Raw genomic sequence first — 14,525 nt, 5'->3', positions numbered from 1 at the left:
CCCGCCCGGATGACGTACCGATGCTGATGCGCCACCGCTCCACCCAAGACGAGGTCCCCCGGGACGCACTGCCGATGGCGGCCGGGGTGAGAGCCCGGCGGACTTCGGATTTCGCGGTCTTCGCGGTCGTCGTGGCCGCCTGTGCCGGGGCGGTCGCCTTCCTGGTCCATGCGGAGGACCAGAGGCTCGTCCTCTCGGCGCTGGTGGCCTGCGGGATCGCGTGGTTCGCCGCCGCCCGGTTCCGGGTGATCGCCGCCGTGGAGCGCGGCGCCGCCGCTCATCCCTGGCCGGCGCGGCTCGTGCTGGTAGCGGCCTGCCTCGGCATCCTCGTCGTGCTCCGCGAGGACAATTTCGGCCTCCTGATGCTGGCGACGGTGCTGATCTACGCCACGGTGTGTCTCGGTCTGACGATCCAGCTCGGCTATGCCGGCCTCTCGAATTTCTGCGCCGCGGCCTTCCTCGGCTGCGGCGGCTATACCGCAGCGGCCCTCGGCCAGGCCGAGGGAATCGCCATCCCGGACCTCGCGGGCATCCTGCTCGGGGGCGCCGTCGCCGTCGCGATCGGCTCGCTCCTTGTCCTGCCGCTCCTGCGGACACGAGGCCACTACGCCGCCCTGACGACCCTGGCCTTCGGGGTGATGTTCAACGTCTTCCTCGACGCCAACGAGATGCTCGGCGGTCCGCAAGGCTTGAAGCTCGCGCCGATCACATTGTTCGGCTGGGACTTCTCGAACGACCTCAGCCTGTTCGGCATGACGTTCTCGTTCTACGCCAACTACGTCCTGCTCTGCCTCGCCCTCACCGCGGCGGCCCTGGCGCTCGTTGGTCTCCTTGATCGATCGTGGATCGGCATCCGTCTCGACGCGGTGCGGCTCGACGAGGTCGCCGCCCAGGTCTTCGGCCTGCGAATCGCCCGCTGGAAGATCCTCGCCTTCACCCTGGGCAACGTGCTCGCCGGGATGGCCGGGGCGATCTACGCCAAGATGACCGGATTCATCGCCCCCAACAATTTCACCCTCGGCGACTCGCTGATGATGGTGTCGATCGTCATCCTAGGCGGGATCGGCAACCGCTGGGGGGTACTGCCGGCCGCGATGATCGTCGTTCTGCTGCCGGAGAAGCTGCAATTCATCCAGGAATACCGGCTTCTGCTCTTCGCGGTGTTGGTGATCCTCGTCCTCGTCCTCAGCCCCGGCGGCCTGTTGCCCCGCCGTACCCGGACCCTCGTCGCGGGGCGCCAGGCATGAGCGCCGTGGCGGCAGCCCCCGCGATCCTGGAGGCAGAGGGCCTGTCCGTCCGCTTCGGCGGCCTCTTCGCCCTCAACGCCCTCGACCTGACGGTCCGGCGCGGCGAGGTGTTAGGTCTGATCGGCCCGAACGGCTCGGGCAAGACCACCCTCTTCAACGTGACGAGCGGCATCTACCCGGCGGCGGCCGGCACCATCGTCCTCGATGGCCGCGACATCACCCGCGAGCCCGCCCACGCGCTCGCCGGGCTCGGTCTCGCCCGGACCTTCCAGCGTTCGCGTCTGTGCCTGCCGCTCTCCGTCTTCGACAACATCGCGCTCGGCGCACAAGAGCGTCTACCGCAGGGTGTGATCGACAATCTTCTGCGCCGCCGCACTCTGGCGCGGACTGTCGCGGCCCTCGCCGAGGAGGCACGGGATCTAGCCCGGTTGTTCAACCCGGACCTCGCCCGGCGTCTCGACGAGCCGGCCGTCGCCCTCGGCATGATCGACCGCCGCCGGGTCGAGATCTGCCGGGCCCTCATCGGACGGCCGAAAATCCTGCTCCTCGACGAGCCCTCCGCCGGCATGACCCACGACGAGACCAACCAGCTCATCGACGAAATCCTCGACGTGCAGCGCAGCCGTGGCGATCTGACCGTCATCATCGTCGAACACGAGATGGGATTGATCGAGCGCATCACCGACCGCTGCGTCGTCCTCAACTACGGCCGCAAGATCTGCGAGGGCCGCTTCCACGAAGTGGCCGCCGACCCGACCGTCCGCGAAGCCTATCTGGGGCATTCATGACCGCGCGCCTGATCATCGACGGCGTCTTCACCACCTACGACCGTGTCGATGTCCTCGACGACATTACCCTCGAGGTGGCCCCTGGGCGAATCACCTGCATCCTTGGCTCGAACGGCGCCGGCAAGACCACGCTGATCCGTTCGATCCTGCGTCTCACACCGCCGCACCGGGGCTCCATTTCCTTCGATGGGCGCAAACTCGACGGGATGCAGACGCACGATGTGGTCAGCCTCGGGATCGGCTGCATTCCCGAGGGCCGGCGGATCTTTTCCAAGATGACCGTCGAGGAGAACCTGCGGCTCGGCGCCTACCGCGTGTCGTCCGAGCGGGAGATCCGGCGTCGGCTCGACGGCGTGCATGCCGTCTTCCCGCGTCTCGCGGAGCGGGCACGTCAGCTCGCCGGGACGATGTCCGGCGGCGAGCAGGCCATGGTGTCGATCGGCCGGGGGTTGATGACCGATCCGAAGCTCCTCGTGATCGACGAGCCCTCGCTGGGGCTGTCGCCGCTCTTCGTGCAAGAGAATTTCAATGTGATCGCCCGGATCAATGCGACAGGCGTCACGGTCCTGCTCGTCGAGCAGAACGTGAACCAGACCCTAGCGATCGCCCATTACGGCTATGTCCTATCCGGCGGGCGCATCCTGGCGCAGGGCTCCTCCGCGACGCTGCGGGACGACCCCGAACTACAACGGGCCTATTTCGGCGCTATGCACTAACGCCGGCGTCCCGCTGTTCGCTCGCCCCTGGTCCGCCTCTTGCAGCAGGGGGCCGACCGGATCACAGTCCGGGCAAACGCACCGGATGGCATGACCATACCCCGGACACTGCCGACCACACCCCTGCAGGCGGCGAGCCGTCGCAAGCTGTCGCTCGGTTTCGTGTTGCTGCCCCACTTCACCCTCGTGGCCTTCTCGACCCTGATCGACATCCTGCGCCTCTCCGCGGACGAGGGGGATCGCAGCCGACCAGAGCGCTGCTCATGGAGCTTGCTGGCCCCGGACCTGGAGCCGGTGACGTCGAGTTGCGGGATCCAGGTGATGCCCTGGGAGACGTTCTCGGATCCGACCCGGTTTGATTACATCGTCGTCGTTGGCGGACTGCTCGACCGGGAGCCATACAACTCCCGGACCCTCGCCTTCATGCGAGAGACCCATTCTGCCGGGGTGCGCCTCATCGGCATCTGCACCGGCGGCATCGCCCTGGCCGAGGCGGGGCTGATGCGCGGCCGCCGCTGCTGCGTGAGTTGGTACCACTTCACCGATCTCGTCGCGCGGCATGACGATGTGATCCCAGTCGCGGACCAACTCTTCGTGGAGGATGGCCCGTTCATCACCTGCGCGGGCGGTCTCGCCAGCCTGGATCTTGGGGCTTGGCTCATCGACCGGCACCTTGGTCCGGGACATGCCCAGAAGAGCTTGCATATTATGGTCACCGACCGGGCTCGTCCCGCGGCCGGGGCTCAGCCCCAGCCGCCGAGCGCCGGGATCGTCGAGGACAACCGGGTCCGCCGGGCGATGCTGCTGATCGAGCAGAACCTCAGCACGCCTCAGCGGGTCGAGAAGATCGCGCAAACCGTGGGACTGTCGAAGCGACAGCTCGAACGGGTCTTCCGCAAGCTCGTCGGCAAGAGCGTCCAGGAATACTCACGAGACCTTCGCGTCCTCTATGGACGCTGGCTCCTGGCGAACTCGCCGCAGACCATCACGGAGGTCGCCACGGAATGCGGGTTCTCGGACGTATCCCACTTCAACCGCCTGTTCCGTCGCAGCTTCGGATGTTCGCCATCGACCATGCGTCGGGGTGACAGCCAAGGTTCGGCGCAGGCGTCGGAGGAGTGGGACAGTCTGCGGGCGTTGGCCGGATCTCCCGACAGCCAGGGCAATTTCCATCGCTACCTGAACGACGAACCGGCCGGGGTTCTCGGAATCGATCGGTTCCTGAGCTGTGAGCGGCGTCCCTACGCCCAGTAGCCCCCAGGCGGGGCTGGCGATTGGCTGGACGGGGTCGCCGCCGGCGCATCCGACGTCGGCACACAATCAAGGTCCCGACATGCGGACGGCGCTGCAGTGGCAATCTGCGATCCTGTCCTGCGCCCCCCTGATGAGCCTGAGCAACTCCGCTTCGGCGCAGCGCGTGCTGCGGATCGGCATGACCGCCTCCGACATTCCGCTGACCACGGGACAGGCCGAAGTACGGCGGCGAGAATGGTAGCTCATGGTGAGCTCAAGTCTGCTTTGGAGACGCCACGGGAAGCGAGCGAATGGCCGGGATGGGCGCGAAGCCGAATGTCCGGTCCTGCATGCGTTGGCGATCGGCGCGACGTAGTCTGGCCGAAAGCCGCTGGTCCGCTTCAGAGAAAGCCCTATGGGAAAGCGGATAAGCCCCCACCGACGCCTGCTGACCACAATGCCGGGCGGTACAGCTTATCCTGCTTCCTGTTCACCAACCTGCGAAGCCGGAAGCCTCGACGCTGAGTTTGGCTACAGGCGCGAACGAGGACGCAAGGGCCACTCCTGCTCGTCGTTCATTGAGAAGCTGATCGGCCACATCGTCCGGCCACGGGGGTGGGCCCGCGCTCACCTCCCCACCGACCGCGGTGATGGCCGAGGTCGCGAGGTTCGGAATGATGCTCCATGCCACGGTAGCGCAGACCTCGATGAGTGCCAGGGCAGTACGGGTTGCCACCGCAGCACCTGGGCGGTCTGTTCGGAGCAACGACCAGGGTGCTGCGGCCTGGACGTAGGCGTTCGCGGCCGCCCAGAGTGCCCGGGTCTCCGCCGCAGCGTGTCGAAACTCGCGTGCCTCATGATGGGTGCGGATGGTGCTCACGCGTTGCCGGACGCTCAGCGCCAGCGCGCGTTCGGCCTCACCCGGCTTGCCACCCGCGGGCACGCGTCCATCGAACGCCGACCGTGCGAAGCGCGTCACCCGCTGGACGAGGTTGCCGAACACGTCGGCGAGGTCTTTGTTCACGTCCGCTGCAAACCGCACAGAACGGAAGTCCACGTCGGCGCTCTCGGGCGCATTCGCTATCAGCCACCAGCGCCAAAGGTCGGCAGGCAGTGCGTCGAGCGCCGCTTCGCACGACAGGCCACGCCCCTGGCTCGTCGAGAACTTGCCGCCCTCGTGCGTGAGCCAGTGAAAGCCCTTAATCACGTCGACCGTCCGCCAGGGCTCGCCCGAGCCCAGCAAGGTACCGGGGAAGCTGACGGCGTGGAACGGCACGTTGTCCTTGCCGAGGAACTGCACATAGCTGGTCCCGCGGGCAGCTTCGCCCCACCACCACTCTCTCCAGTCTCGCCCCCGAGCAGCGGCCCAGTCCTGGGTGGCGGCGATGTAGGCGATGGGCGCGTCGAACCAGACGTAGAACACCTTACCCTCGAACCCGGGCCGCGGCACCGGCACGCCCCAGGCGAGGTCGCGCGTGATGCAGCGGTCCTTGAGGTCCGCGGTCAGCCAGCTTCGGGCGAGGGAGGCGACGAAGGGCGGCCAGCCCGAGCGGGTATCGAGCCAACTGTTCAACCGATCTACGAGCGCCGACTGGCGCAGGAACAGGTGGCGGCTCTCGCGCACCTCCAACCGGGTATCCCCGGACAGCGCTGAGCGCGGCGCGATCAGGTCTACGGGATCGAGCAGGGTACCGCAGGCATCGCACTGGTCACCCCGCGCATCGGAAGCACCGCAGTGCGGGCAGGTGCCGAGCACGTAGCGGTCGGGCAGGTAGCGATCGTCGGCAGGCGACCAGATCTGCGGAACGGCCCGCTCGTCGATCAGCCCGGCCGCGTCGAGCCGCCGGTAGAAGTGCTGGGTGAGCGCGTGATTGCTGGGCGCGGAAGAGCGGCCGAAATGGTCGAAGCTGAGACCAAAGCGGCGATAGACGTCCGCCTGCCGGTCGTGTTCGCGGTCGCAGAAGCTGCGAGGATCGAGACCGGCTTGGGCGGCCGCGATCTCGGTGGGGGTGCCATGCTCGTCGGTGGCGCAGACGAAGAGCACCTCGCTGCCGATCTGACGGTGGAAGCGGGCGTGCACGTCGGCGGGCAGGAGGGATCCAACGAGATTGCCAAGGTGCTTTGCACCGCTGACGTAGGGCAGAGCGCTGGTGATGAGGATGCGGTGCGACATGAGGGCGTCCCGTATGCAGGGAGTGGACGCGCCGAACCCGCAAAGAAAAAGCCCTCCCGCACGGCACGGAAGGGCTGGGTTCGGCGCTCTCGCCTATCGCGCTCTGACGCGCGTCACCCTCTCCGGCCGGACCTCATGCGGTCGGGCCGGGTCATTCGCAGGGTGCGGGCGAAAACCGGACGCATAGGAAGTGTCTACCGTTCTAACCGCGAGCGATCAATGCTCAGGGCTTGCGCTGGACAGCGTGACCGCTTCCCACCCGACTGAGGCAGGGGACAGATGCGGCAGCATCGCCAGAATTGGCCGAAAGCCGCCAGTCTGCTTCGGTGAGGGCTTGCCAAAAAAGCTGACGGACTCTGGCCGACCGTGTCTTGCTGTTCAACACGCAGGTTGCGAGGCAAGACCTTTCGGTCGAGCAGCCGCCCGCCCCAGCCGGTCAGTGGCCGCAGTCTGCCGTCGCCACGCCTCAGCCATTCCGCGTCAAGAGATTGGACCGCGTCAGACGCGCTCGTGGCGTGCTTCAACCCCGCCGCGCTGCCGGTATGGTCGACATGCCGGTGGGTGATCAAGAACAGCGAGATGTCGCTCGGCGCCAAGCCTCCGCGTGCCAGGGCCGCCAGGATCTTAGGCATGCTGCCGGGCACGCCCGTGCCCACCAATACGGCGCGGTCACCGACGAGGATGAAGCTGTTCACCATTCCTCGTGGCGGAATCGGAACGGTGACGATGCGATGCGTGGTCATCGAGCTCTCACGGTCTGCCCCCTGTGCGCCTGAGGTGGAAGGCTCTCCATCGCGGAGTGCTGGTGTCGGCGGCTGCACCTTCCATCGCCATCAGCTCATGGAAGCGAAGGCGCGTTCACAGGCCGACGCGACCGCGTGAGGCGCTTCCAGGGGTACAAGATGGCCGACGTCAGGGATGGTAGAGAGCGTGGCCTGCGGCAGGCATTCAGCGAAGATCGGCCTCAGGGCCGCCTCGCGTTCGATCGGATCACGCTCCGCCAGGATGATTTCGACGGGCAGGTCTAGTCCGGTAAGCGCCGCGCTGACGTCGGCTATCATGCCCTGCTCCGGCCAGGATCGCTTGGCCTCCGCATCGCCGCGCAGTGTGTCCTGGATAACCTGCTCCCGCTGCGTGTCGTCGAGCACCGCTCCCACTAGGACATCAAGCGCCTGCAGGACACCTTCCCGCGACTGATAGGAGGCCAACATGCCGGCGCGAACCTCTGCGGGCACCTGCATCGGCGTCGGTGGGGCTGGCGCGATCAGGACTAGGCCGGCGAGTCCGTGTGGACGCCGCCCGGCTAGAATCTGGGCGACCTTGCCGCCCATCGAGTGCCCGACCACGACGTAGCGCCCGATGCCGAGCGCCTCGACAGTGTCGATAACGTCATCTGCGAGCGCCTCCAGACCGTACCGACCGTCGAGCGCCTGCGAGCCTCCCCAGCCGCGCTGATTGATGGCGATCTTCCGGATGCTGGAGGGCAGTTGAGAGGCGACCGTGCCCCACGTTCGCGCCGAGCCGCCCCAGTAATGCAAGAAGATAAGCGCCGGCTCATCGCGGCCAGCATCGTCGACCACGAGTTCAGCGCCCCTGGTGAAAATTGTCTGTGAACGCATCTCTCTGCTCCAAGCTCAAAAGCTGCCTTAGAAGCTATGCGCCGACGCTCATTGGTATAATCCTTCGAATAGCAGGTTCACTCCGAACCATGGATTTGGAATGGCGCTGGATAGGCTCGTGAGCATGACGGTGTTTCGCCGCGCCGTGGAACTTGGAAGCATCGTGGCTGCGGGCCGCGCTACGGGTATATCGGCCGAGATGGCCGGCCAGCATCTGAAGGCTCTGGAAGCCAATCTCGGCGTCAGGCTACTCAGTCGCACCACGCGGCGCCTCAGCCCCACTGAGGTGGGCCGAGCCTATTACGATCGCTGCGTCGCAGCGCTGGAAGAGATCGCGCTGGCGGACGCTGAGGCTGGGGCGCGTCAGGCGGAGCCAAGCGGCCGTGTCCGCCTGACCGCCCCGCTCGGCTTTGGCAACGCGCTCTTGGCGCCGGCTATCACGTCGTTCCTCGAACGATATCCAAACGTCACCGTCGAGATCGACCTGTCCGAGCAAAAAGCCGACCTTCTGGCGGGAGATTACGATCTAGCCGTCCGGCTTGGAGAGCTCGCGACGTCCAGCCTGATGTCGCGACGTCTGGCCATCTATCCGCTGATCCTCGCCGCTTCGCCCGCTTATCTGGTGAGCGCCGGCGTACCCGAGCATCCTCAGGACCTCTCCCGACACGAGGCGCTGATCTACGCGCAAACGGAAGTGCCGACGCGGTGGAGCTTCGGGCCGCCGGACGGGAAACGGGTCGCGGTTGCACTCCAGGGGCGCGTCGTAGCGTCCGATGTCGAGTTTCTGGTCCGTCTGGCGCTGCTCGGTCGCGGCGTGCTGCTGGCTCCGAGCTTTATGCTAGATGCCCACCTGAAACTTGGTACTTTGGTCGAGATCTTGCCGGGATGGCGGGAACGTTCGCTTCCCCTTTATCTGCTATGGGCCCACCGAACCTTGATCCCGGCCCCCACGCGCGCGTTCATCGACTTCATGGTCGAGTGGCTGTCCTCACCGAAGGTTGAGAGTACATGAGCACCGAAGTTCGACAGCAATACGCGGCATCGATGACGGGAGCTTCACGCCAATCTACCATCCAATAATCGTTACATCGACTGCGCGAAAGACCATTAATTCAGGCTTTAGTTTAGCACCTGCGGTCGGAGGCTAGGACTCGCTGTCTTGGTAGCCTCCGGAGACGAGGTGTAAACTCTGGGACCGCTACGGTGGGTCAACGTGAGGACTTCTGAGGCATCAGAGAAGCGTCCTTCCTGCGGCAGCTGTGGATCGATCAGCGCCAGCGGGCGCGAGCCATGCCGTGGCATCGTGCGGCCTAACCGATTCGACGTACGGAGCGGGCGGCCATGGCCGTGAGGCTATGCCTTCCGCGAGTGGCGGCGGAACTCGCTGGGCAGAAGCCCGTAGGCAGCCTTATACCGGCGGCCAAAGTGGGTCATGTCCGAGAACCCCCAACCGTACGCGATCTCGCTCACCGTTCGGTGCATTTGGCCTGGATCCGCAAGCGCCTCCCGGCACCGGGCGAGACGCCGGGCCTGGATAAGCCGCCCCAACGATGTGTTTTCCTCAGCGAGCACGGTATTGGCATAACGGACACTCACTCCAGCCGCGCTCGCGACGGCTTCGGCGTCGAGCGCCGGGCTGGATAGCTGTGCCTCGATTGCCGCGTACAATTTCGTGCGAACGAGCGAACGGGTGGAGGAGCCAAGCGACACCTTCCCTTCTGCCGCTTTGCCGAGGGCGAGCGCGATCAGGTCGAGCAGGTGAGTCTCCACCATGTCCTCGGCCGCGGAGCTCAGGCGAGCTGCCTGGGACAGCAGCATCGTGAGATAGCCCGATGCGAGACGACCTTCTGCCGTATCCGGCGAGATCAGACGCGCCGTCAGATCCTGGATCGAGCCGAGACGGCTCTCCAGTAGGTGGCGGTCCAAGATTAACGTGAGGACTTCTGAGGCATCAGAGAAGCGTCCTTCGTGCGGCAGCCGTGGGTCGATCAGCGCCAGCTGACCTGGCTGCAGTATGACTTGGCGGCCAAACTGCCGAAGGACTTTCGATCCAGCCATAGGCATGAAGATGAAGAGCTGACGATCGCTCGCTTGCCCAGCGTGATGCTTCGTATGCGAGATCTTCACAGCAGAGCTTCGAGCGAGCGCAAGATTGACCGAACCAATTGATCCTGCGCAGAGCTCCGCCCTGAAGGCTGTCCTGCGCGCCGGCGCCGCATCATTGTGAATGATGGCTTTGCGAACGATCCCCATCCAGTAATCAAACCGATCACGGGGATGAACGTCGTCAGTCGAGAATATTTTCCGCACGACTCCCTCAGCTTGCACGGCCGACGATCTGATCCGGCTGAGCCGATCCAGCGCTTCGTCCCCCAGCTATATGCCATCTGCAGAGGCAACACAGTCCTGCCTTCTGCCGGAATGGAAGGGCGTGCGCCATGCCTATTTCGACACGGCCGACATGCTGACTTGGATCAGTGATTGCGACTTTCTGAAGCGTCTCAGGGCGACTACTCATCCCCAGCTGCAGTGACGGTGCTCTAGTCTTATGCGCCGCTTTGCCGCTCATCCTGCTGCAATACGTCGTTCCGCCGCGCGCATTGCGAGAAACATTTGGAGACCTCAGTTGCTAAACTACAATCAAGAGCGAGCTTCGGCATTCCTTGACCTCGCGGGCGAGATCGTGTCGGCCTACGTGGCTAACAACCCGGTGCCAGCCAGTGGGCTGCCGGCTCTGATCGCCACCGTGCATTCGGCTCTGCAGGGCCTTGCCACTGGTGCACCGCAGGCCAGTCCAGAGGAACCCGAGGTCCGGAAGGCGACACCTTCTCAAATACGCCAGTCGATTACGCCAGATGCTCTGATAAGCTTCGTCGACGGCAAGCCGTACAAGACACTTAAGCGGCATCTCACATCGCAAGGGCTCCACCCCGACAGTTACCGCCAGCGCTACGGTCTGCCCAAAGATTACCCCATGGTCGCGTCGAACTACGCGGCGCAGCGTTCAGCTCTCGCCAAGGCTATCGGTCTGGGACAATCTCCCAGAACTGGGGATCTTGAGCAGGCAAGCGTTGGCGCCCGCCGCAAAGCACGTTGAACGTCGAGCACGTCTTCAAAGCCCGCATCGTGGATCTTGATGCTGTCCAGCGGACCTCAACATGCGTCAAGACGTTCTGCTCCGTGGCTTTCCACCCTCTGCTCGAACTGTTGTGGTTCTGGTTGTCGAGGACGACGATCTCGTGCGGCTGATGGCTACCGACTTGCTGGAGGATGAGGGATTTACGGTGGTCGAGGCTGCTACGGCCGATGCGGCCTGGGCAATCCTGAAAGCGCGCGACGACATCGCGATCCTGTTCACTGATATCGAAATGCCAGGCTCGATGAACGGATTGGACCTTGCCAGCCGCGTCGCCGCGCATTGGCCAAAGATCCGCTTGGTGATCACCTCCGGACGTGTCCGGCTGTCCAACCAAGCAGTCCCGGATCAAGGGACATTCGTGCGTAAACCCTACCGATCCAGTCAACTGCTCAGGGCATTTGGCTGCGCTTGACACAACGTGAACTACCGTAGGCCTCGAACGAGATGTTAGCTGGCATATTCGGGACGAGTTGGGGTACAAAGATGATTGAGTTTGATAAATCTTTACTGTGCAGATGATTACATCTGCCGAAAAGCATGGTTTATCCGAAGTCGCATGAACAGAGATCCACACAACGCATTCCTTTGGAATGCATACCAAATGTCGGGTCTATGCCGCTAAGCCCGCGCGAGACGGGTGCCTCGTGTGGGCTTTGTTACCTAAGGTCACGGCAAAACTGCGCTCGGCGTTTAAGTTTCCTCAACTAGAACGCGAATGCCCCGGACCGCTACGCATCTATTTTCTTTTAGGTTGAGTGGCGGAACGAGCCACGGCTGCGGTGCCAGTAAGCGAGGTAGTGAGCAGTGAGTCTTCTTACGCGCCTCCTTCTGCTGGCGATGCTCGGCGTGCTTCCATCGTCATTCCTGGCGCTGTGGCACGCTGCGGGGGAGCAACAGGACGAACTGTCGGAGGTCTCGGCGAAGGCCCAGCGCGAAGCCCAACTCGCTGCCGCCGGGCAGAAGCGGATTGTGGACGGCGCCCGGCAACTGCTGCTTGCGCTATCTACGGTGCCGGCCATTCGAGACCATGACGAGACGCAGTGCGGTCCGATGCTGCGCCGTCTCGCCGACGAGTTCCAAGTCTATACCGTTCTTGGGGTGGCTGGGCCGGAAGGCAGGATCTGGTGCAGCAGTGCACAGCCGGGAACCGATATCTCGATGCGCCCCGGTTACCGCCAAGCCGTCGAAACGCGAGCCTTCGCCATCGGCGGTTATGTCGTGGGTCGCGTCACAGGTCGCCGGACGCTTCATTTCACCTTGCCGATGCATGATGGAGACGGTCGCCTTCTCGGTATCGTGACGGCTGGTCTGGATCTCGAACGGCTCGCCGCAGATCTTGGCGGCAGCCCTCTGGCGCCAGGATCGACACTGACCTTGGTGGGTCCCTACGGCCATGTGCTCGTCGATCTTCCGTCCGGACGACGGGTCGGGGAGCTCCTTCCGCCCCCGCTTCGGAAGGTCGTCGATGTGGCGGAGCCGGCACTCCTGGACTTGGAATGGACGAGCGGTCGGCGCCAGATCGTTGGGGTCGTTCCGATAGCTGCACAGCCTGGAGCCCCGTTCGTCGTGGCTGTCGGCATCGATCACGAGCAGGCTCTCGCAGGCGCATACCGGCGCGGATTGTGGGTGCTGGCGGTCTCTGCAGCTACGCTGGCAGCGGCCCTGCTCGGGGCTTGGTGGTTCGCCGTGAGGTTCATCCGGCAACCGATCGCCCGCCTGACCACCGTGGTGGAGAGCTGGCGGAGAGGTAATACCCAGGCACGCGCAGGGGTAATCGAGGCCGGGACCGAGATCGCGCAACTCGGACGCGCCTTCGACGATATGGCCGAGGCTGTCGCGAAGCGAAAAAAGCGGCTTCGCGATGCGCTTGAGAGCACGACCGACAGCGTCTGGGCCATCGACAAGGCCTGGCTCATCACCTTCATCAACGGCCGTGGCCGCGCACAGCTCGATGGTCGAGAGCTGGTCGGAGAGCATTTCTGGGTGGCGTTTCCGGACCTGGTCGGCAGCCCGGTCTCGGTCGCCTTCCAGACAGCCATGGACGAGCGGGCTCCCACACAGGTTACCTTCTTCAACGAGTCCGTCGGTGGGCATCTCGAAGCCAACGTCTTTCCTTCGTCGAACGGCGGGATCGTCACGTTCATCAGGAACGTGACCGAACAGGTACGGGCGCAGGAGGAGCTTCGCCGGCTTGCCTACCAGGATGGACTGACAGGCCTGCCGAACCGGAGGAGCTTCTGGGAGCTGACTGCACGTGCCCTGGAGACCGGTGAGCCGATCGCCGTAGTCCTGCTGGATCTCGACGGCTTCAAGCACGTCAACGACACGTTGGGCCATGCCGCGGGCGACGAGTTGTTGCGCGCGGCGGCTGCGCGCCTGACACAGGCGTTGGGTAGCCAGGGAACGCTTGCACGGCTCGGCGGGGATGAGTTCGTGGCCTTGCTCGCTGGTCTGGCCGCGGCCTCAAGCGCCGAAGCCACCGCCGAGCGGATGCTCGGAAGCCTAGCTGATGAGCATTTCGTCGTTCAGGGACATATCCTGCGCATCGCCGCAAGCGCGGGGATCGTCATCACTTCAACTGGGGATCGAAATGGCCCCGAGAAGCTCCTCGCCAACGCCGATCTAGCGCTTTACGGCGCGAAGGCCGCAGGTGGCGGATCGGTGCGGACCTACACGGAGCTTGATCGGAAAGAGTACGAGGTCCGGCGTCGCCTTGAGGAGGAGGTTGAGCAAGCCGCCCTGCGTGGTGAGTTCGAGCTCCATTACCAACCGCAGGTCTGCCTGAGAGATGGCGCACTCACAGGCGCGGAAGCCCTTCTTCGCTGGCGGCATCCGGAACGTGGCCTGCTCACGCCGGCAGTTTTCCTGGAGACGCTCGAAGGCAGCCGGCACGCTCGAACGGTCGGCTCATGGATCATCCATGAGGCCTGTCATCAGGCCGCTGCATGGCGCCAAGCCGGTTTCAACCTGCGCGTGGGGGTAAACCTCTTCGGCGAACAGCTGGTCGCGGGCGACCTGGTCGAAGTCGTCGAAGCGGCGCTCCGCTCCGCCGGACTGCCGCACGAGACGCTGGAGATCGAACTCACGGAGAACATCGCTCTGCAGCAACAGCCAGACATGCTCATGCCCCTGAGAGTGCTCTTGGACCGCGGCGTCGGGATCGCCTTCGACGATTTTGGAACAGGTTTCGCGTCGTTGACGGCGCTGAAAGATTTCCCGGTGACGCGGCTGAAGATCGACCGCAGCTTCGTCACGAAGCTGGCGCCCGGCAACCACGATGCAGCCATTGTGGAGTCCGTCCTGACGCTCGCCAGCAGCCTGGGGCTCGAAGTCATCGCCGAGGGCATCGAGACGGGGGCGCAGGAGGCCTTCCTTGCCTCTCACGGCTGTCATGAGGGTCAGGGCTATCGTTATGGGAAGCCGACGAACGCTGAAACCTTCCTCACAGCGGCAATAGCCTCGCGACAGGTTATGGTGCCGCAAACTCAATCGCACCTGAGGGTCGTGCAATCTTCCAGCATCACAGGCGGAAGATGAGGCTGTTATCAGAAAAATTCCGGATGAAACAGCTTGAGCATCTTCCGTCGGAGGCGCGGTCGTTTATGAATTA

At 64.4% G+C, this 14,525-nt stretch carries 13 protein-coding genes; 9 read left to right on the top strand and 4 right to left on the bottom strand.

The genetic code is table 11. The features are described 5' to 3' along the window. Window positions 1-20: 20 nt before the first annotated feature. The 5 genes from BLT59_RS16135 to BLT59_RS31325 all read left to right on the top strand — a co-directional run bounded on the left by BLT59_RS16135 (window position 21) and on the right by BLT59_RS31325 (window position 4,246). Window positions 21-1,247 carry a branched-chain amino acid ABC transporter permease gene (locus BLT59_RS16135; RefSeq protein ID WP_091782156.1) on the top strand — a complete coding sequence of 409 codons (1,227 nt, stop codon included), beginning with the start codon at window positions 21-23 and terminating at the stop codon, window positions 1,245-1,247. After that, window positions 1,244-2,035 (top strand): ABC transporter ATP-binding protein, encoded by a 792-nt coding sequence (locus BLT59_RS16130; RefSeq protein WP_091782153.1) that lies wholly within the window; start codon window positions 1,244-1,246, stop codon window positions 2,033-2,035. The genes BLT59_RS16135 and BLT59_RS16130 overlap by 4 nt, the downstream gene beginning before the upstream one ends. Then, window positions 2,032-2,751 carry an ABC transporter ATP-binding protein gene (locus BLT59_RS16125; protein WP_091782150.1) on the top strand — a complete coding sequence of 240 codons (720 nt, stop codon included), beginning with the start codon at window positions 2,032-2,034 and terminating at the stop codon, window positions 2,749-2,751. Before BLT59_RS16130 ends, BLT59_RS16125 begins: the two co-directional genes overlap by 4 nt. A gap of 90 nt (window positions 2,752-2,841) precedes the next feature. Next, window positions 2,842-4,005 (top strand): GlxA family transcriptional regulator, encoded by a 1,164-nt coding sequence (locus tag BLT59_RS16120; protein ID WP_091782148.1) that lies wholly within the window; start codon window positions 2,842-2,844, stop codon window positions 4,003-4,005. Window positions 4,006-4,084: 79 nt separating this feature from the next. Beyond that, on the top strand, window positions 4,085-4,246 hold the full coding sequence (locus tag BLT59_RS31325; RefSeq protein ID WP_175544029.1) for a hypothetical protein: 162 nt from the start codon (window positions 4,085-4,087) through the stop codon (window positions 4,244-4,246). Window positions 4,247-4,474: 228 nt separating this feature from the next. Here the strand turns inward: BLT59_RS31325 and metG are convergent, their stop codons facing one another. The 3 genes from metG to BLT59_RS16105 form a co-directional block, all read right to left on the bottom strand. Beyond that, window positions 4,475-6,157, bottom strand: a complete 1,683-nt coding sequence (gene metG / locus BLT59_RS16115) for a methionine--tRNA ligase (RefSeq protein WP_091782145.1) — start codon at window positions 6,155-6,157, stop codon at window positions 4,475-4,477. 194 nt (window positions 6,158-6,351) lie between these two features. Beyond that, a complete protein-coding gene (locus BLT59_RS16110) occupies window positions 6,352-6,900 on the bottom strand; it encodes an MBL fold metallo-hydrolase (protein WP_091782142.1) in 549 nt (182 codons plus the stop codon). A 90-nt stretch (window positions 6,901-6,990) separates the two neighbouring features. Further along, the gene (locus tag BLT59_RS16105) at window positions 6,991-7,776 is read right to left on the bottom strand and encodes an alpha/beta fold hydrolase (RefSeq protein WP_091782139.1); all 786 of its coding nucleotides are present in this window, start codon (window positions 7,774-7,776) and stop codon (window positions 6,991-6,993) included. Window positions 7,777-7,900: 124 nt separating this feature from the next. On the opposite strand from BLT59_RS16105, the gene BLT59_RS16100 reads away from it, so the two are divergent. Beyond that, entirely contained in the window at window positions 7,901-8,788 is an 888-nt protein-coding gene (locus tag BLT59_RS16100; protein ID WP_244514023.1) for a LysR family transcriptional regulator, read from the top strand. A 341-nt stretch (window positions 8,789-9,129) separates the two neighbouring features. Here the strand turns inward: BLT59_RS16100 and BLT59_RS16095 are convergent, their stop codons facing one another. Then, window positions 9,130-10,086, bottom strand: coding sequence for an AraC-like ligand-binding domain-containing protein (locus BLT59_RS16095; protein WP_139174055.1), 957 nt, complete (start codon window positions 10,084-10,086; stop codon window positions 9,130-9,132). A gap of 316 nt (window positions 10,087-10,402) precedes the next feature. Between BLT59_RS16095 and BLT59_RS16090 the strand changes: the two genes are divergently transcribed. The 3 genes from BLT59_RS16090 (at window position 10,403) to BLT59_RS16080 (ending at window position 14,452) form a co-directional block, all read left to right on the top strand. Further along, on the top strand, window positions 10,403-10,873 hold the full coding sequence (locus BLT59_RS16090; protein WP_244514017.1) for a Ros/MucR family transcriptional regulator: 471 nt from the start codon (window positions 10,403-10,405) through the stop codon (window positions 10,871-10,873). 61 nt (window positions 10,874-10,934) lie between these two features. Next, the gene (locus BLT59_RS16085; RefSeq protein ID WP_091782129.1) at window positions 10,935-11,327 is read left to right on the top strand and encodes a response regulator; all 393 of its coding nucleotides are present in this window, start codon (window positions 10,935-10,937) and stop codon (window positions 11,325-11,327) included. A 392-nt stretch (window positions 11,328-11,719) separates the two neighbouring features. Beyond that, window positions 11,720-14,452, top strand: a complete 2,733-nt coding sequence (locus tag BLT59_RS16080; RefSeq protein WP_091782126.1) for a bifunctional diguanylate cyclase/phosphodiesterase — start codon at window positions 11,720-11,722, stop codon at window positions 14,450-14,452. Window positions 14,453-14,525 lie beyond the last annotated feature (73 nt).

It is taken from the genome of Methylobacterium sp. UNC378MF (assembly GCF_900103195.1).
GTDB lineage: Bacteria > Pseudomonadota > Alphaproteobacteria > Rhizobiales > Beijerinckiaceae > Methylobacterium.
Note: the sequence above shows the minus strand (reverse complement) of the source record. Positions and strands in the feature narration are given on the sequence as shown.